This is a genomic window from Enterobacter cloacae complex sp. S1, assembly GCF_014930525.1.
Classification (GTDB): Bacteria; Pseudomonadota; Gammaproteobacteria; order Enterobacterales; family Enterobacteriaceae; genus Enterobacter; species Enterobacter hormaechei_C.
Map to the genome: position 1 here is coordinate 153,640 of NZ_JADBRE010000017.1, position 17,302 is coordinate 170,941.

At 56.3% G+C, this 17,302-nt stretch carries 13 protein-coding genes and 1 tRNA gene; 9 read left to right on the forward strand and 5 right to left on the reverse strand.

The genetic code is table 11. The features are described 5' to 3' along the window. Positions 1 to 25: 25 nt before the first annotated feature. From fimZ to IM290_RS12465, 3 genes are all read right to left on the reverse strand, one after another. The gene (fimZ, locus tag IM290_RS12455) at positions 26 to 658 is read right to left on the reverse strand and encodes a fimbria biosynthesis transcriptional regulator FimZ (RefSeq protein WP_003858901.1); all 633 of its coding nucleotides are present in this window, start codon (positions 656 to 658) and stop codon (positions 26 to 28) included. Between the two features lie 809 nt (positions 659 to 1,467). After that, on the reverse strand, positions 1,468 to 2,184 hold the full coding sequence (locus IM290_RS12460; protein WP_017383240.1) for a response regulator transcription factor: 717 nt from the start codon (positions 2,182 to 2,184) through the stop codon (positions 1,468 to 1,470). Positions 2,185 to 2,208: 24 nt separating this feature from the next. After that, positions 2,209 to 2,871: an EAL domain-containing protein gene (locus IM290_RS12465; RefSeq protein WP_193041774.1), complete on the reverse strand. Its 663-nt coding sequence runs from the start codon at positions 2,869 to 2,871 to the stop codon at positions 2,209 to 2,211. A 303-nt stretch (positions 2,872 to 3,174) separates the two neighbouring features. Here IM290_RS12465 and IM290_RS12470 point away from each other — a divergent pair. The 9 genes from IM290_RS12470 to IM290_RS12510 all read left to right on the forward strand — a co-directional run bounded on the left by IM290_RS12470 (position 3,175) and on the right by IM290_RS12510 (position 14,475). Next, positions 3,175 to 3,251 (forward strand) — tRNA-Arg (locus IM290_RS12470). A 225-nt stretch (positions 3,252 to 3,476) separates the two neighbouring features. Next, on the forward strand, positions 3,477 to 3,752 hold the full coding sequence (gene yahO, locus IM290_RS12475) for a DUF1471 family periplasmic protein YahO (protein ID WP_015571217.1): 276 nt from the start codon (positions 3,477 to 3,479) through the stop codon (positions 3,750 to 3,752). Between the two features lie 200 nt (positions 3,753 to 3,952). Further along, a complete protein-coding gene (locus tag IM290_RS12480) occupies positions 3,953 to 6,136 on the forward strand; it encodes a TonB-dependent siderophore receptor (protein ID WP_017382561.1) in 2,184 nt (727 codons plus the stop codon). A gap of 127 nt (positions 6,137 to 6,263) precedes the next feature. After that, positions 6,264 to 8,237, forward strand: a complete 1,974-nt coding sequence (locus IM290_RS12485) for a PhoX family phosphatase (RefSeq protein WP_193041773.1) — start codon at positions 6,264 to 6,266, stop codon at positions 8,235 to 8,237. A 102-nt stretch (positions 8,238 to 8,339) separates the two neighbouring features. Then, positions 8,340 to 9,728, forward strand: coding sequence for a phenylalanine transporter (gene pheP / locus IM290_RS12490; protein ID WP_193041772.1), 1,389 nt, complete (start codon positions 8,340 to 8,342; stop codon positions 9,726 to 9,728). 288 nt (positions 9,729 to 10,016) lie between these two features. Beyond that, positions 10,017 to 11,252, forward strand: coding sequence for an MFS transporter (locus tag IM290_RS12495; RefSeq protein WP_063138404.1), 1,236 nt, complete (start codon positions 10,017 to 10,019; stop codon positions 11,250 to 11,252). Positions 11,253 to 11,267: 15 nt separating this feature from the next. Then, the gene (locus IM290_RS12500; RefSeq protein ID WP_017382558.1) at positions 11,268 to 12,293 is read left to right on the forward strand and encodes a sugar phosphate isomerase/epimerase; all 1,026 of its coding nucleotides are present in this window, start codon (positions 11,268 to 11,270) and stop codon (positions 12,291 to 12,293) included. Next, positions 12,286 to 13,428, forward strand: a complete 1,143-nt coding sequence (locus IM290_RS12505) for a Gfo/Idh/MocA family protein (protein WP_193041771.1) — start codon at positions 12,286 to 12,288, stop codon at positions 13,426 to 13,428. The genes IM290_RS12500 and IM290_RS12505 overlap by 8 nt, the downstream gene beginning before the upstream one ends. A gap of 75 nt (positions 13,429 to 13,503) precedes the next feature. Continuing rightward, a complete protein-coding gene (locus tag IM290_RS12510) occupies positions 13,504 to 14,475 on the forward strand; it encodes a LacI family DNA-binding transcriptional regulator (protein WP_015571213.1) in 972 nt (323 codons plus the stop codon). Here IM290_RS12510 and IM290_RS12515 read toward each other — a convergent pair whose 3' ends face one another. Together IM290_RS12515 and IM290_RS12520 are read right to left on the reverse strand one after the other, a co-directional pair. Then, positions 14,476 to 15,720: a mechanosensitive ion channel family protein gene (locus IM290_RS12515; protein ID WP_015571212.1), complete on the reverse strand. Its 1,245-nt coding sequence runs from the start codon at positions 15,718 to 15,720 to the stop codon at positions 14,476 to 14,478. A 67-nt stretch (positions 15,721 to 15,787) separates the two neighbouring features. Then, positions 15,788 to 17,224 (reverse strand): MFS transporter, encoded by a 1,437-nt coding sequence (locus IM290_RS12520; protein WP_193041770.1) that lies wholly within the window; start codon positions 17,222 to 17,224, stop codon positions 15,788 to 15,790. Between the last annotated feature and the right edge of the window lie 78 nt (positions 17,225 to 17,302).

Sequence of the window (17,302 nt, forward strand, 5' to 3'; positions counted from 1 at the left end):
TATATGTTGCAGGGAGAGGGTCGGATTATAGTAATTCGTGCGCTTTCGCGTAATCAATTAATTCAACGATACTTTGCACGCCCAGCTTGGAAAAGATATTAGACTTATGGGCGCTAATTGTTTTGTTGCTAAGTAATAATTGATCCGCAATCTCCTTATTAGATAATCCGTTCGCCAGATATCGCAGAACCGTCACTTCACGATTCGATAATGGCATATCCACGGCGGCGCCCGTCCGCGAGCCCAGGTGGTTTATAAAACTCAATGTTTCTGAGGGGAAGAAGGAATAGCCCGTCAGGATCATTTCCACCGCGTTATAAATTTCCCCCAGATCTTTTCGCTTACTGACAAAACCATTTGCCCCGGCGCGGATGGCGCGTCCTGCGTAGAAGGCTTCAGATTTCGAAGAGAGGAAAAGAACCTTAATGTCTTTATTTAAGTTCCTGATTCTTTTCAGTAATACGAACCCATCCGTGCCCGTCATTTCAATATCGAGAATGACCAGGTCAATGGGGTGGTTGCGTATACAGTCAAGCACCTCGTGGCTGTCGCCTGACTTCAGTTTGACCTGGATGTTTTTATTTTTCTGTAGCAGGACTTCTATCGACATTCTGACGATAGGGTGTTCGTCCATAATGATAACGGATGCCGGTTTCATTTTTTATGCCTCAGATTGTTAAAAGCGTTATGCTGAGTTTTGTTAAAACTCTCGAAAAGCCGGAAGGATAATTGCGCAGATCCTTGTACGGTAAATGTCCCTGGGAAGAGCGAAAGCATCCTTGTTTACGTAGTGGTGATATCAATGCCTCAGCGCAGTTATCTCATAAGGCTGGTTATGGCAAAATGATTTTTCTTATTCGCGTGTCAAACACGTCTTATTATACCGTTTAAGTATTGTCCGAAAAGCCTGTAAATTAATATCCATATATTGCTGATTATTATGTTCTGGATCTGAATCACTAACTTTTTAAAATTAGCAAAAATGTCCTGATATTGCATTTACCACACACTTTCATCTTTATGTAATAACAAAAAATAAACGATTTTACTGTATGTTAAATGAATGTTAACAGCGAGCAGGCTGTGACAACCAGTATCCCGCCTGCCTGCCATCCCTGAAATCCGCCATTTCGTGCGTCATCTCTCCGTTTCAAACGCCTCATGGCAAATTGCCGTTCCCAACAACAGAACAGTACTATCTGCTGTTTTCTTCACCTCTCATCGCATTCTTTTACAGGTGAATCGCTTGTTTTTACACCATTATCATCCTGTTAACTGAAGCGCCAGAACCTTAACGCATGGATAAAATCACTCTCGTTGAGCGTACCGGCAGCATTTCGCATGGTTTAAGACCTGGAATTAGGAATAGTTATAAAATCGAAAGTTTTGTTAAAAAACACAAAAATTTAACATACATCCTAAGTAATTTCCTAAAGGTCTTTAGGAATTAAGAAGTTACTGAATACGTTAATACGTGAAATCTGAGAGGTTGTTGAGAAGATGTAGCAACTCATGACGATGATTCAGCCCAAGTTTCGCCAGGATGCAGCTGAGACGGTAAATAATGCGGCTGTAGGGGCGGTTCTGTAACTGCGCGATCTGCCGCAAGGAGCTCCCCTGCGACAGCGCCTGTAAGATCGGCCATTCATCCCGTGAAAACCACTCTTTGCGGTTGCCGGCGGGTGACGGTGCTTCCAGCAAGGTTTGTTGCATAGCCAGCGCCGTTAGCTGGCGTTCAAGCACATGAAAAGGGCCAGCCGCTTTACAAAACAGGCGAGCATCATAATCATCGGCGCGGACGAGCAGGTAGGGTGTCAGGTAGGGGGCGAACAGGCTGTGGCGGCGTAATCGGTCCAGCAGGTCGATGAGCGGCGAGGCGCGGCTCTCAATGTCTATTACCAGACGCGATGAAGGCCAGTGATTTAAATCACTGAGGGCGGCTTCCAGCGTGGAATAGTCGCAGCAATTGCTCAGGGGCGACTGCCCGCTCAGTAAACCGGAACGGAAAAAATTATCCTGTGTGACCAGAATGATAAAGGGAGCATCGGTTTTGCGGGTCTGGTTGATTGACTGGCTCAAATATTCGAGACGATCAAAAAATGGGAGAGCAAAAGGCGAGTGCGTAGAACCCAGTGAATCACTTCCTGTCCGACGACGCCGGTAACGGCGCACTGTCATTCGCATAGCTTCCCTCTTGGCGATGACCGTTCAGTCCTCCTGCCATCTCCAGGATGGCCAATAATATCCCTGACCGAAGCGCGCGCCAGCATGAAGCGCGCAAGTACGGTCCCGTTCTGTTTCAATGCCTTCAATAAGCACATTCGCAGCGATTTTTGAACAAAGGGTGACCAGCTGTGTCAGCGCCGGCGTTTCACGTAAACGCCAGAAAGCGATCTTATCGATTTTTATTCCGCTTAATGGCAGGCGGCAGGATAAAAATGCTTGTCCTGACGCTTCATCAATATCATCCAGCCAGATCCGGTGTCCTCGCGCGGTCAACTGCTGAAGCGCACAACTCACCCTCAGACGCGCCGGGTCTGAGAGTGTAAAGAACGAGGCAGGCTCCACGAGTTCAATGTTCAGCGGTGGGCTGTTAAGTTGCAGTAAACGCTGGAACATTTCCGGTATGGTCAGAACGGTTATCGGCAAATTTATGAAAAGGTTGTCACAGGGGAAGGGGTTTTTTAACGCGGCGATCTGTGCTTCCAGCAGCATAAGCGCCCGGGCGGCGGACCAGTCCTGGAAAAAGCTTTCGCTTTGCTGATGCGGCGACAGCACGCTGAGCACTTCGGCCCCCACCGTGTGCGAAGAGGAGAGGGCGACAATGGGTTCAAGCTTAATGCCTGTAATATCGTGTGAGATGTGCTGCACGCACGAGGGAAAACCTGTCTGGTCTGGCGCTGTCACTCCGTCGTCCTGTTCACTTCCAGCCTCCAGGCGGCCGGGTTACCGCTGGACAGTGTGAAGGTGAAGTAAACAGGAAAACAGCAGGCGTTACTTAAAAGCGGCTAAGCCTTTTCGCAGCCCGTAAAAGAGGGATAAATGTTGAAAAAACAGCCGTATTTACAATCAGCTAGTCATTATCGCCAGAGAAGGCGGAAAAGGCATTGACTCACTACGCATTGACCGTATAATTCCAGGCGTTTCACCACCGCGAAGTACACTCTTCTCCGTGCGCCCTTAGCTCAGTTGGATAGAGCAACGGCCTTCTAAGCCGTAGGTCGTAGGTTCGAATCCTACAGGGCGTGCCATTAAATTTCACAGATTGCCGCCTGCGTGACGCCCTGCTGATTTTCCCCATGAAACACCCATTCCGAAAGTAGCGTTAACGCACATTTTTCACAGCACAATTGACTGTTATAACAGTATTTTTTTTACACTGTGGCAATTTTGCTATTCCTCTACCATGCTCATATCACCTCACTCTTACTCGTGGGGCTTTTTGTAGTTGCTGATTAATCTCAAGGAAAAAGGTTATGAAAAAAACGACTGCTATTTTGATGGGCGCTGCATTTCTGTTTACCACCAATACCTTTGCGGCTGAACTGCTGACGAAAAACGAGTTTGAGAAAGTGGAATCACAGTATGAAAAAATCGGTACGGTTAGCACTTCCAATGAAGTCTCGGTAGACGACGCGAAAAAAGAGCTGATCGAGAAAGCCGATAAAGAAGGTGCTGATGTGCTGGTGCTGACTTCCGGTAATACCAACAACAAAATTCACGGTACCGCCGATATTTTCAAGAAAAAATAATGCCTTAGCAACCACCCCTGTTTCGGGGTGGTTGCGCGCCACACCTCCCGCCAGCCTTGTTTCTTGTCTCTTCTCGCTCAGAGATGTCCGTTGACACTTGATTACGTATTCATAATGCGTATAGTTCTCATTTGCATTTCTTTTAATAACTTTTAAGGCCCGACAACGGGTCATTTTTGCGCGCACGTTAAGAGCTCATTATGAACAACACCACAATGCACAAAACGCTGCTGGCGATTGCCATCGGCGCGGTTACACACTCCGCCTTTGCGGCGGATGAGAAAAAAGAGGACACCATCGTGGTCCAGTCCACGGCGGGGAGTGATTTCAAACCCGGTGGTGACCAGCTGCTTCCAGCCTTCCTCGACGGCCAGGTGGCGAACGGCGGGCGCATGGGGATGCTCGGTCAGCAGAACGCCATGGACGTGCCGTTCAACATCATCAGCTACACCTCGAAGCTGGTGGAAGATCAGCAGGCAAAAACCATTGCTGACGTGGTTGCCAACGACGCGGGCGTACAATTTGTTCAGGGTTACGGCAACAGCGCGGAAACCTTCCGCATTCGCGGCCTGAAGTTTGACGGCGACGATATGACCTTTGGCGGATTGTCCGGGGTGCTGCCGCGTCAGGTGGTGGATGCCCAGATGGTCGACCGTATCGAGATTTTCAAAGGGGCCAACTCCCTGATGAACGGCGCCGCAAGCTCCGGCGTGGGCGGGATGATCAACCTTGAGCCAAAACACGCGGGCGACACCCCGCAGGCGAAAGTGGGCGTTGACTACACCTCGGATTCCCAGATTGGCACCACGCTGGATGCGGGTCGTCGCTTTGGCGATAACGACCAGTTTGGCGCGCGCGTGAACCTCGTGCATCGCGAAGGGGAAACCGGCGTGCCGAACGACCGCCGACGCACCACGCTGCTCTCCACCGGCCTGGATTACAAAGGCGACCGCTTCCGCACCTCGCTGGACCTGGGCTACCAGAAAAAAACCTTCCACGGCAGCCCAACCAGCGTCAACATCTCGGCGGTGGACTTTGTGCCTGAACCGCCGAAGAACGATCGTAACTTCTCACAGAAGTGGGCCTACAGCGATATCGAAAACGAGTTCGGGATGTGGCGCAGCGAGTATGACATCACCGATAGCTGGACGGCGTATACCGGTCTCGGCGCGCAGCACGCGCACGAAGAAGGGATCTACAGCGCGCCGAAGCTCCTCGATAAGAGCGGTAATGCGACGGTCAGCCGCCTTGATACCAACCGCATCAGCGATTCCGTCAGCGGCATGGCGGGCATTCGCGGTAACTTTGACACCGGTTTTGTCTCGCACAAGGTCAACGTCGGGTATTCGGCGATGACCAAAAACGAAAAAATTGCGTGGAAGATGTCAGCCGCGGCGGATAACCCGACCACCAACATCTATCACAACACCGGCGTTGATATGCCGGACAGCACTAACTTCAACGGCTTAGGCGGGAAATACAGCGATCCGCTGACCAGCGGGCGCACCCGTACCCAGGGCTGGCTGCTGAGCGATACGCTGGGCGTACTGGACGACAAGCTGCTGTTCACCGCAGGCGCACGTCATCAGAAAGTTGTCATCCGCGGGTACAACAAAATCACCGGCGCGGAAAACGACGCGGACGGTTTCGACGGCAGCCGCTGGATGCCAACCTACGGCGTAGTCTATAAACCGTGGGAGGAAATTTCCCTCTACGCCAACCACACCGAGGCGTTACAGCCCGGTGAAACTGCGCCGAACACTGCTACTAACTACGGCCAGAGCACCGGTATCGTGCACTCTAAGCAGAACGAAGTGGGCGTAAAGGCGGACTTTGGCCGCGTGGGCGGCTCCCTGGCACTGTTTGAGATCAAAATGCCGTCGGCGATCCTTGACGACAGCGGTCACTACGGCCTGGATGCAGAACAGCGTAACCGCGGCGTGGAGCTGAACGTCTTCGGCGAGCCAATGCTTGGGATGCGCCTGAACGCCAGCGCCACCTGGTTGCAGGCCGAGCTGACCAAAACCAAAAACGGCGTCAATCAGGGCAACGATGCGATCGGTATTCCGAGCTTCTACGCCGTGCTGGGCGCAGAGTACGATATCAAGCCGATTGAAGGCCTGACGGCTACCGCGCGCGTTAACCACTCCGGCACGCAGTATGCCGATCTTGCGAACACCAAAAAGCTGGACAGCTACACCACGCTGGATCTGGGCATGCGCTATCGCTTCGCGGTGAACCACAATGAAAACCAGATGACCGTGCGGGCAGGCATCGACAACGTGACCAACGAGAACTACTGGTCAAGCGTGGACGATTCCGGTACTTACATCACTCAGGGCGAGCCGCGTACCTTTAAGGTCTCGGTTGGCTACGAGTTCTAAGCGTTCCACCTCGTTATCCGGGGCAGGGACGCCCCAATCCCTTCGTTGTCGTGTTATAAAATTGTAATAAAAGCTTCTTACACTGGTCGCCACATCCTTACCTCTTGGCCAATGACAGGAAGCCGCTATGGGCAGACCCCTCAAATCCGTATTTAAAAAAGAACATCGCGACGATATCAGTAACCGCAGCGCTAACCCGGTATTCTCCGAGGTTGCAGAGGTGTTCCTCTCCCGCCGCCGTTTTCTCCAGATGGGGGCCGTAGCGGGGGCCGCCGTATCATTCCCGTATCTGATCACACCCGAAAATGCCATTGCCGCGGTATCGAAGCCTTCCGCGCTGGCAAAAGCAGTTTCCCTGGGCTTTACCAGCATCGACGTCTCCACGGAAGACACGGTCAGGGTGCCAGAAGGCTATATTGCCCGCCCGTTCTATCGCTGGGGTGATCCGACGGGGATCAAAGACAACATGCCGGCATTTAAGCCGGACGCCAGCAATACCTCAGACGAACAGGCTGTGCAGGCGGGCATGCACCACGACGGCATGGCGTGGTTTAGTCTGCCGCAGGGGGCGCAAAACCCGGAGCATGGCCTGCTGGCGCTGAACCATGAATACATCGATAACGGGATGCTGTTTATCGACGGTACGGCGAACTGGAGCCTCGACAAAGCCCGCAAGGGGCAGAACGCGATGGGCGTGTCGGTGGTGGAAGTGAAAAAAACGGGCAGCGGCTGGGAGGTGGTGCGTCCGTCTTCCTTCGCCCGGCGTATTACCGTCAATACGCCGATGCAGCTTACCGGCCCGGCGCGGCATCAGGATTTAATGAAAACCGCCGCCGATCCGCAGGGGGAACGCGTTCTGGGCACCATGCAGAACTGCGCCAACGGCCACACGCCTTGGGGCACCTATCTCACCTGCGAGGAGAACTGGTCGGACATTTTTGTGAAAAAAGCCGATCTCAATCCGCTGGAAAAACGCTACGGCATTAGCGACAGCGATGAGTCCTACCGCTGGAACGAGGTGGATGAGCGGTTCAGCGTCGATAAAACCCCTAACGAACCCAACCGTTTCGGCTGGGTGGTGGAGATCGATCCCTACAACCCGACCTCCACGCCGCGCAAGCACACCGCGCTGGGCCGCTTCAAGCATGAGGGGGCCGCCGTCACGCTCGCCGCCGATAATCGCGTGGTGGTCTACATGGGCGACGACCAGAAGTTTGAGTACATCTATAAGTTTGTCTCCGACAAAAAATACGATCCCGCGAACCGGGAAGCCAATATGCAGCTGCTGACGTCCGGCACGCTGTACGTCGCCAGGTTCAACGAAGACGGGAGCGGCGACTGGCTGCCGCTGAACTTCGGGCAAAATGGCCTGGATAAAAGCAACGGTTTTGAAAGCCAGGGCGATCTGCTGATCAAAACCCGCCTGGCGGCCGACGCGGTGGGGGCAACGAAAATGGATCGTCCCGAGTGGATTGCCGTCGATCCGCACGCCAGCGGCAGCGTCTACTGTACGCTCACCAACAACAGCGATCGCGGGAAGGAGGGGAAGGCGCCGGTCGATGCCGCCAACCCGCGCGCCAATAACGTGTTTGGTCACATCATGCACTGGCACGAAGAGGGTGCCGATCCTGCCGCCGCACGCTTTAAGTGGGATATTCTGGTTATGGCCGGGCGTACCGACGGCGACGATCCGAAGGCCAAAGGCTCCATGCAGGGCGCGGCATTCGGCAGCCCGGATGGGTTGTCGTTCGATCACCAGGGCGTCCTGTGGATCCAGACCGACGTCTCCTCCAGCACCATCAATAAGAAAGCGTACGAGGGGATGGGCAATAACCAGATGGTCGCCACCATTCCGGGCACCAACGAGTATCGCCGTTTTCTGACCGGGCCGCGCGGATGTGAAATCACCGGCATTGCGTTTACGCCGGACAACCGCACGCTGTTTATCAACATTCAGCATCCGGGGGAGGGCGGGGATGATATTACCGACCCGGCCAATCCGCGCGCTGTTTCCAACTGGCCAGACACCAGCCCGAACGGGCGTCCGCGATCGTCAACGGTGGTGATTACCAAAGCTGACGGCGGGATCATCGGGTCGTGACGTTTATCCGCCGGGCGCATGCGCTGGCCCGGCGTTAAGCTTGCTACCACCAGCATGAAGTGTTAAAACGTGCCCCTTCTAAAAAAGAGACAGGGGTAGGGCGTGAAAGACGCGTCATCCGCTTCAGGCCATGGTAGCGCTGAAGCTTCGTCGGATCAGAGTCCGACGCTGCAACGTGGTTTGCAAAATCGACATATTCAGTTAATTGCCCTTGGCGGCGCGATCGGTACCGGGCTGTTTCTCGGCATCGGCCCCGCCATTCAAATGGCTGGCCCGGCGGTTCTGCTGGGTTACGCTATCGCCGGGATTATCGCCTTCTTGATCATGCGCCAGCTCGGCGAGATGGTCGTTGAAGAGCCGGTGTCCGGCTCCTTCGCACACTTTGCCTATAAATACTGGGGGCCGTTCGCAGGCTTCCTCTCCGGCTGGAACTACTGGGTGATGTTCGTGCTGGTGGGCATGGCAGAGCTGACCGCCGCCGGCATCTATATGCAGTACTGGCTCCCGGACGTGCCGACGTGGATTTGGGCCGCGGCCTTCTTCATCATCATTAACGCCGTTAACCTTGTGAACGTGCGCCTGTATGGCGAGACCGAGTTCTGGTTTGCGCTGATCAAGGTGCTGGCGATTATTGGCATGATCGGCTTTGGCCTGTGGCTGCTGTTCTCCGGTCACGGCGGCGAGCGTGCAAGCATCGACAACCTGTGGCAGCACGGCGGCTTTCTGGCGACCGGCTGGAAAGGGCTGATCCTGTCGCTGGCGGTCATTATGTTCTCCTTCGGCGGGCTGGAGCTGATTGGCATCACCGCGGCTGAAGCGCGCGATCCGCACAAAAGCATTCCGAAAGCGGTCAACCAGGTGGTGTACCGTATCCTGCTGTTCTATATCGGCTCGCTGGTGGTGCTGCTGGCGCTCTATCCGTGGGTAGAAGTGAAATCTGACAGTAGCCCGTTCGTGATGATCTTCCACGATTTGAACAGCAACGTGGTGGCTTCGGCGCTCAACTTCGTCATTCTCGTGGCGTCATTGTCGGTTTACAACAGCGGGGTTTACTCCAACAGCCGCATGCTGTTTGGCCTCTCCGTACAGGGCAACGCGCCGAAGTTCCTCACCCGCGTCAGCCGTCGCGGCGTGCCGATCAATTCGCTGTTCCTTTCTGGCGCTATCACCTCGCTGGTGGTGCTGATTAACTATCTGCTGCCGAAAGAGGCGTTTGGCCTGCTGATGGCGCTGGTTGTCGCCACGCTGCTGCTGAACTGGATCATGATCTGCCTGGCGCACCTTCGCTTCCGCGCGGCGATGCGACGCAAGGGGCGCGAGACGCAGTTTAAAGCGCTGCTCTATCCGGCGGGGAACTACCTCTGTATCGCCTTCCTCGTCCTGATTCTGGTGCTGATGTGCACCATGGATGAGATGCGCCTGTCAGCGATGCTGCTGCCGGTGTGGGTGGTGTTCCTGTTTATCGCGTTTAAGCTTTCACGCAAAAAGTAGCGCGGTTTTCTCCCTCTCCCTGTGGGAGAGGGCCGGGGTGAGGGCACCAGACCGCACCAAACCAGACCGCACCACACTGCCCGCCTTCACGCCCGGTGGCGCTGCGCTTACCGGGCCTACATGTTCGGAGGCCGGGTAAGGCGCAGCCGTCACCCGGCACCTCCCCTTCACCTTTATCGTGACTCCCCTCCCAATTCTGTTTTGATCCACAGGATCTTTATTTTGTAATCGATTACTTTTCATTTGAGCGAATTTGTAATCGATTACTTTTTCCGGGTGAGGCTTATCATGGTGTCAACTGAGAGTAGTGAAAAGGCGATAACGCAGCACCGGCTGCTGGTGCCGCGTCTGTCGCTGATGATGTTTCTGCAATTTTTTATCTGGGGTAGCTGGTCGGTCACGCTTGGCCTGGTGATGACCCGGCACAACATGTCTTTGCTGATTGGCGACGCGTTCTCTGCCGGACCCATCGCTTCCATTCTTTCGCCGTTCGTGCTCGGGATGCTGGTGGACCGCTTCTTTGCCTCGCAGAAGGTGATGGCGGTGATGCACCTCGCGGGCGCGGCGATCCTCTGGTTCGTGCCGGGGGCGTTGATTGCTGAGAACGGCGCGCTGCTGATTGGCCTGCTGTTTGGCTACACGCTCTGCTATATGCCGACGCTGGCGCTGACCAACAACATTGCGTTTCACAGCCTGGCGAACGTGGATAAAACCTTCCCGGTAGTGCGCGTGTTCGGCACCATCGGCTGGATCGCGGCGGGTATTTTCATCGGCGTCACCGGCGTGGCGTCCAGCGTCACCATCTTCCAGGTGGCGGCGGTCAGCTCCGTGCTGCTGGCGGTCTACAGCCTGACGCTGCCGCACACGCCAGCGCCGGCAAAAGGCCTGCCGGTTAAGGTGCGGGATCTCTTCTGCGCGGACGCCTTCGCGCTGCTTAAAACCCGCCACTTCTTCGTCTTCTCCGTCTGCGCGATGCTGATCTCCGTCCCGCTCGGCACCTATTACGCCTACACCGCCTCGTATCTGGCGGATGCCGGCATTGCCGACGTCAGCACCGCCATGTCATTCGGGCAGATGTCTGAGATCGTCTTCATGCTGGTTATTCCTCTGCTGTTCCGCCGTCTGGGCGTGAAATATATGCTGCTGATCGGCATGCTGGCGTGGTTCGTACGTTATGCCATGTTCGCGCTGGGCGTCAGCGAGGAGGGGCGCATCCTGCTGTATCTCGGCATTCTGCTGCACGGCGTCTGCTACGATTTCTTCTTTGTCGTCGGCTTTATCTACACCGACCGCGTGGCGGGCGAAAAGGTGAAAGGCCAGGCCCAGAGCATGATCGTGATGTTCACCTACGGCATCGGCATGCTGCTCGGCTCTCAGATTTCCGGCGCGCTCTACAACCGCCTGGTGGCAGGACAGACCGTGCCGCAGGCGTGGGTCACATTCTGGTGGATCCCGGCGGTGGCTGCCGCGGCGATCGCGCTGATTTTCCTTCTCACGTTTAAGTATGACGATGACAAGGCGTAACGTTCAGGAGGTGGTATGAGGACAATGAAAGGACCGGGCATTTTTCTGTCGCAGTTTATTGGCGGGGAAGCGCCCTTCAACACGCTCGACGGGCTGGCAGGATGGGCGGCGGGGAAGGGTTACAAAGCGGTGCAGATCCCCTGCAACCATCCGCATATTTTTGATGTGGAGAAAGCCGCAGAGAGTCAGGCCTACTGCGACGACATCACCGCCAGGCTGGCCGCGCATGGGCTGGTCATCAGCGAGCTGTCGACCCATCTGGAAGGGCAGCTTGTTGCGGTAAACCCGGTTTACAGCGAGGCGTTTGACCACTTCGCCCCTGCTTCCGTGCGGGGTAACGAGGCGGCGCGTCAGGCGTGGGCGACGGAAAAGCTGAAGCAGGCGGCGGTCGCCTCGGCCCGATTAGGCCTCAAAGCACACGCCACCTTCTCCGGATCGCTGGCCTGGCCGTTTTTCTACCCGTGGCCGCCGCACAACGAGCAGCGTTTTCAGGATGCATTCGGGGAGCTGGCAGCCCGCTGGCGGCCGATTCTGGATACCTTCGACGAGCAGGGCGTGGACGTCTGCTTTGAGCTGCATCCGGGGGAAGATCTGCACGACGGCGTCACCTTCGAGCGTTTTCTGGCGCTGGTCGATAACCATCCGCGCTGTAATATTCTCTACGATCCAAGCCATATGCTGCTCCAGCAGATGGACTATCTGACCTTTATTGATATCTACCATGCGCGCATTAAAGCGTTCCACGTGAAGGACGCCGAGTTCCGCCCCAGCGGGCGCAGCGGCGTCTACGGCGGCTACCAGCCGTGGATCAACCGCGCCGGACGCTTCCGCTCGCCCGGCGACGGACAGATCGACTTTAAGGGCATTTTCAGCAAGCTGACCCAGTACGACTACGACGGCTGGGCGGTGCTGGAGTGGGAGTGCTGCCTGAAGGATGGCGATACCGGCGCGAGTGAGGGCAGTGAATTTATCCGCCGTCATATCATCCCGGTTTCCGGACGGGCGTTTGATGATTTCGCCGCAGGGGGCAGCCATGATTAACGTCGGGATTATCGGTAGCGGGTTTATTGGCCCGGCGCATATCGAGGCGCTCAGGCGTCTCGGGTTTGTGCAGGTGGTCGCGCTCTGTGACGGCTCGCTCGTTAAGGCGCAGGAAAAGGCGCGCCAGCTCAATGTGCCGCACGCCTGTGCCAGCGTGGAGGAACTGCTCGCGCTCCCTAATCTGCACGCGGTGCACAACTGCACGCCGAACCACCTGCACGCGGAGATTAACCGCCAGATCCTGCGCGCGGGCAAGCACGTGTTTTCCGAAAAGCCGCTGTGCATGACGCCGGACGAGGCGCGCGAGCTGGTGGCGCTGGCGGAGCAGGCAGGCGTGGTGCATGGCGTGAGTTTTGTCTATCGCCAGTTTGCGATGGTGCGCCAGGCGGCGAGCATGATGCGCGCGGGCAGCGTCGGGCGGCTGTTCGCCGCGCACGGCAGCTACCTGCAGGACTGGATGCTGCTGGAAACCGACTACAACTGGCGGGTGGATGCCGCGCTCGGCGGCGCGTCACGGGCGGTGGCGGATATCGGCTCCCACTGGTGCGATACGGTACAGTATGTGACCGGCAGGCGCATTACCGAGGTGATGGCTGATTTATCCACCGTCTGGCCAACGCGCAAGGCCAGCGCGGGCGGTCATCAGACCTTCTCCCATGACGAACAGGCGGAGTATGAAGACAAACCGGTCACCACCGAAGACTTTGGCTCGGTGCTGTTCCGCTTTGACGACGGCAGCAAGGGCAGCTTTAGCGTCTCGCAGGTGAGCGCGGGGCGAAAAAATCGCCTGACCTTTGAAATTAACGGTAGCGGGCAGTCGGTGGCGTGGGATCAGGAAATCCCGCAGCAGCTGTGGGTCGGCCATCGCGCCCGGGCAAACCAGATACTCAGCGACGATCCGGGCCTGATGAACCGTGACGTGGCCGACAGCGCCCACTTCCCCGGCGGGCACATTGAAGGCTGGCCGGATGCCTTTAAAAATATGATGGCGCAGTTTTACCGTGCCGTGCAGGCGGGCGCGATGCCGGATAATCCGCAGTTTGCCACCTTCCACGATGGCGCCTGTGTGATGTATATCATTGATGCGATTGTGAAAAGTCATCAGCAGCAGCGCTGGGTGCGCGTGGAATACTGACGTATTGCCCGGTTCGCCGGGCAATCAATTTATGGTAGCCTGCACAAAACGCTAACCGCAGGATGTATCGTCGCTATGTCAATTCAGAAAATCGCTCAACTGGCCGGGGTATCCGTGGCAACGGTCTCCCGCGTACTGAATAACAGCGATACCGTGAAGGCGAAAAACCGCGAGCGCGTTTTGCAGGCGATCCAGGAGAGTAACTATCAGCCCAATCTGCTGGCGCGTCAGCTGCGCACCGCCCGCAGCTATATGATCCTGGTGATGGTCTCGAACATCGCCAACCCGTTCTGCGCCGAAGTGGTGAAGGGCATCGAAGCCGAGGCAGAAAAGAACGGCTATCGCATTCTGCTGTGCAACTCCGGCTCGGATATTGAGCGCTCCCGCTCGGGCTTAAGCCTGCTCTCCGGCAAAATCGTCGACGGCATTATCACCATGGATGCATTCTCGAAACTGCCGGAGCTGGCCGCGCTGATTGGCAACGCGCCGTGGGTGCAGTGCGCTGAATACGCCGATGCGGGCGCGGTCTCCTGCGTGGGGATTAATGATGTTGATGCCTCCCAGCACGTTGTCAGCCAGCTTGCGGACGGGGGACGCAAACGCATTGCGCTGATCAACCACGACCTCAGCTACAAATATGCCCGTCTGCGCGAGCGCGGCTATAAGAGCGTCATACACCTGCGGGATCTGGACTATCAGGCGGTGGAGTACGCCAGTGAGCTCAGCTCTGGTGCGGGCATGGCGGCGATGCAAAACCTGTTAAAAGCAAACCCGCCGGATGCGGTGTTTGCCGTTTCCGATACGCTGGCGGCGGGGGCGCTGCGCGCCATTCAGCAGGCAGGGCTGCGGGTGCCAGAAGATATCGCGGTGGTCGGCTTTGACGGCACTGAGCTGGCGGAGATGATTTCACTCACCACTATTGAACAGCCGTCGCGGGATATCGGGCGCAAGGCGGTCAATCTGCTGTTAAATAAGATCGACAACCCGGATGCGCCCACGGAAAGGGTCATGATGGACTGGCGCTTTATTTCCCGCGCCAGCTCCTGATTATCTGGCGATGACGCCAGCCAGCGAGCGAATATCGTTTCCGGTTGGCGACTGGTGAATACGTAGGCCAAATTCATCTACCACCGCGAAAATATGATCGAAGATGTCGGCCTGAATATCTTCGTATTCCGCCCAGATCACCGTGTTGGTAAAGGCATATATTTCAATCGGCAGCCCGTTGGCATCCGGCGCGAGCTGGCGCACCATCAGCGTCATATCTTTGCGAATGCGCGGGTGGTTACGCAGATATTCATTCAGGTAGGCACGGAAGGTGCCGATATTGGTCATCTTGCGCAGGTTTAATACCGATTCCCCTTCGCCGTTCTGCTGATTCCACAGGTTAATTTCCTCATGACGCGCCGCCAGATACGGCTTCAGCAGTTTCGCCTGAATCAGTTTCTGCTGCTCCTGCTCGTCGAGGAAATGAATGCTGGTGGTATCGATATTCAGGCTACGCTTGATGCGGCGACCACCGGAGGCGGACATGCCGCTCCAGTTGATGAACGCATCGGACACCAGCGCCCAGGTCGGGATGGTGGTGATGGTGTTATCGAAGTTGCGCACTTTAACGGTGGTCAGGCCGATGTCGGTCACCGTGCCGTTGGCGCCGTACTTCGGCATCTCCAGCCAGTCGCCGAGCTTGAGCATGTCGTTGGCGGAGAGCTGAATGCCCGCCACTAAGCCCAGTATCGGGTCTTTAAAGACCAGCATCAGAACGGCAGCCATCGCACCCAGGCCGCTTATCAGAATGGCGGGTGACTGACCGATCAGCAGGGAGATAATCAGTATCCCCACCAGAATGGCACTCACCAGCTTAACGCCCTGGAATATCCCCTTCAGCGGCAGCTGCGAGGCGGTAGCCATTTTCTGCGACAGATTGAAAATCACGTCCAGCAACGAGAAGAAGGAGAGCAGGGCATAAACCATCACCCACAATTTCGCGCAGGTGGTGAGTAATTCCGCCGCTTCGCTGCCTTTTTGCAGCCACAGAACCGCCTGAACGTTGACGATTATCCCCTGGAGGGTAAACGCCAGACGGTGAAATAATTTGTTCTGCGTAATGATCTGCAACCATAAATGACTGCTGGCCTGGGCGCGTTTCTCGAATGCGCGCAGCACCACTTTGTGCAGAATAAAATGAACGATAATGGCCGTAAGAAAAATAATACCAAAGATAATCACTAAAGAGGTGGTGTGATTAATTTCAATCCCTAACTCTTCAACCTGAGCAATTAATTCCTGCATAACGTCTCCTGTATTGATGCAGCCCCATAATGGCGGCTGCGGATCTATTATGCAAATTCAGGCAGTTTTATTTTGTCGCCGGACAGGCCTTGACGACCGGTAAACACAGACGATGACGCATACGCAGCGTGACCAGCGCCAGCACCACCATCATGGCCGTTTCCACCATCAGGAAGACGTTGACCGCCTGGGTATAATCTCCGTGATGATTTTGCAGCCCGTGCAGCAAAATCGCGCCGAAAATGGCCGGGCCAAGCCCCAGCGCAGCCTGTTGCAGCGTGCTTAAAATCGCGCTCGCGGCCCCCGCGTCGTCAGGCTGAATATCGCGCATCCCGATACGGTAGAAGCTGTTTACAATCAGCGCCTGCCCGTAACCCACCAGCCCGGTGGCCGGGGCCAGCGTCAGCGCGGTATTCTGCATTCCCCAGTGACGGAACGTGGCGATCAACGCCACCAGGCCGACAAGCTGAATCGCAAGCCCGGTCAGCAGGATGGCGCTGGTGCTGTAGCGGGCAATCAGGCGTGGGGCGAACCAGGCAGAAATAAAATAGGTGACGCCAAGCGCGATAAAGCTGTTCCCGGACTGCCACGGCGCCATCCCCAGACCGCTTTGCATGGTCAGCGCCATACAGAACATGAACCCGGACCAGACGCTGAAAAAGAGTATCCCGATCAGCACGCCAAAGCGGATGCTGCGCAACTGCAACAGGCGCGGCGCGATGAGCGGGTGGGCATTCTCACGCTCTTTTTTGCGCGCGTTCAGCACCATCAAACAGGCCAGCGGCACAATCGCCAGCAGTGCGGCCTTCAGCGGCCACGACCAGTGCCACTGCGGGCCGAGCGCCATCGGGAACAGCAGACAGCACAGTATTGCCGTCAGCAGGACAGTCCCGGTCCAGTCAATGCGCGACGGCGAGTCGCGGCGGGTTTCCGGAACGTAGCGACGGCTCAGCGCCAGCACCACCAGACAAATCGGCACGTTGATAAAGAAGGCGTTGCGCCAGCCCAGCCCGGCGATGTCCGCCGACACCAGCCAGCCGCCACCCATCTGGCCGACGATAAACGCAATTCCGCCGATACCCCCGAACAGGCTGATCGCTCTGGCGTGTGCCGTTCCTTTTAACGTCACATGCAACGTCGCGAGAATTTGCGGCATGATCAGCGCGGCGCCCGCACCCTGCATAATGCGCGCGCCAAGCAACTGTTCGATATTGCCCGCCATGCCGCACAGCAGCGAGGCCAGGCCAAAACACGCCACGCCCCACATAAACAGGCGACGGCGGCCAAGGTTATCACCCAGCTTGCTGCCGGGGGCCAGGCAGACGGCAAAGGCCACGCCGTAGAGGGCGACGATCAGCTCCAGTTCGGTGGCGGTGGCGTGTAACGAATGGGTGATGGAATCCAGCGCCACGTTGGTGATTGAGGTATCAATCAGCGGCAGCATCTGGCCGGTTAACAGCAATATCAGGCCCGCACGACCCGGTGAAACAACTGACGTATTCATGGTGACTCCATTGCGTCAAACAGCGTAGAGTCGTAGCATCAACCATCTGATAAACGGGTACCAGTTCTTGCTTATACT

Excerpts from the sequence above, each read along its gene's own strand:
- fimZ (WP_003858901.1), bottom strand. The coding sequence starts at position 658 with ATGAAACCGGCATCCGTTATCATTATGGACGAACACCCTATCGTCAGA.
- IM290_RS12460 (WP_017383240.1), bottom strand. The coding sequence starts at position 2,184 with ATGCGAATGACAGTGCGCCGTTACCGGCGTCGTCGGACAGGAAGTGAT.
- IM290_RS12515 (WP_015571212.1), bottom strand. The coding sequence starts at position 15,720 with ATGCAGGAATTAATTGCTCAGGTTGAAGAGTTAGGGATTGAAATTAAT.
- IM290_RS12510 (WP_015571213.1), top strand. The coding sequence starts at position 13,504 with ATGTCAATTCAGAAAATCGCTCAACTGGCCGGGGTATCCGTGGCAACG.
- IM290_RS12520 (WP_193041770.1), bottom strand. The coding sequence starts at position 17,224 with ATGAATACGTCAGTTGTTTCACCGGGTCGTGCGGGCCTGATATTGCTG.
- IM290_RS12485 (WP_193041773.1), top strand. The coding sequence starts at position 6,264 with ATGGGCAGACCCCTCAAATCCGTATTTAAAAAAGAACATCGCGACGAT.
- IM290_RS12495 (WP_063138404.1), top strand. The coding sequence starts at position 10,017 with ATGGTGTCAACTGAGAGTAGTGAAAAGGCGATAACGCAGCACCGGCTG.
- yahO (WP_015571217.1), top strand. The coding sequence starts at position 3,477 with ATGAAAAAAACGACTGCTATTTTGATGGGCGCTGCATTTCTGTTTACC.
- IM290_RS12500 (WP_017382558.1), top strand. The coding sequence starts at position 11,268 with ATGAGGACAATGAAAGGACCGGGCATTTTTCTGTCGCAGTTTATTGGC.
- IM290_RS12480 (WP_017382561.1), top strand. The coding sequence starts at position 3,953 with ATGAACAACACCACAATGCACAAAACGCTGCTGGCGATTGCCATCGGC.
- IM290_RS12505 (WP_193041771.1), top strand. The coding sequence starts at position 12,286 with ATGATTAACGTCGGGATTATCGGTAGCGGGTTTATTGGCCCGGCGCAT.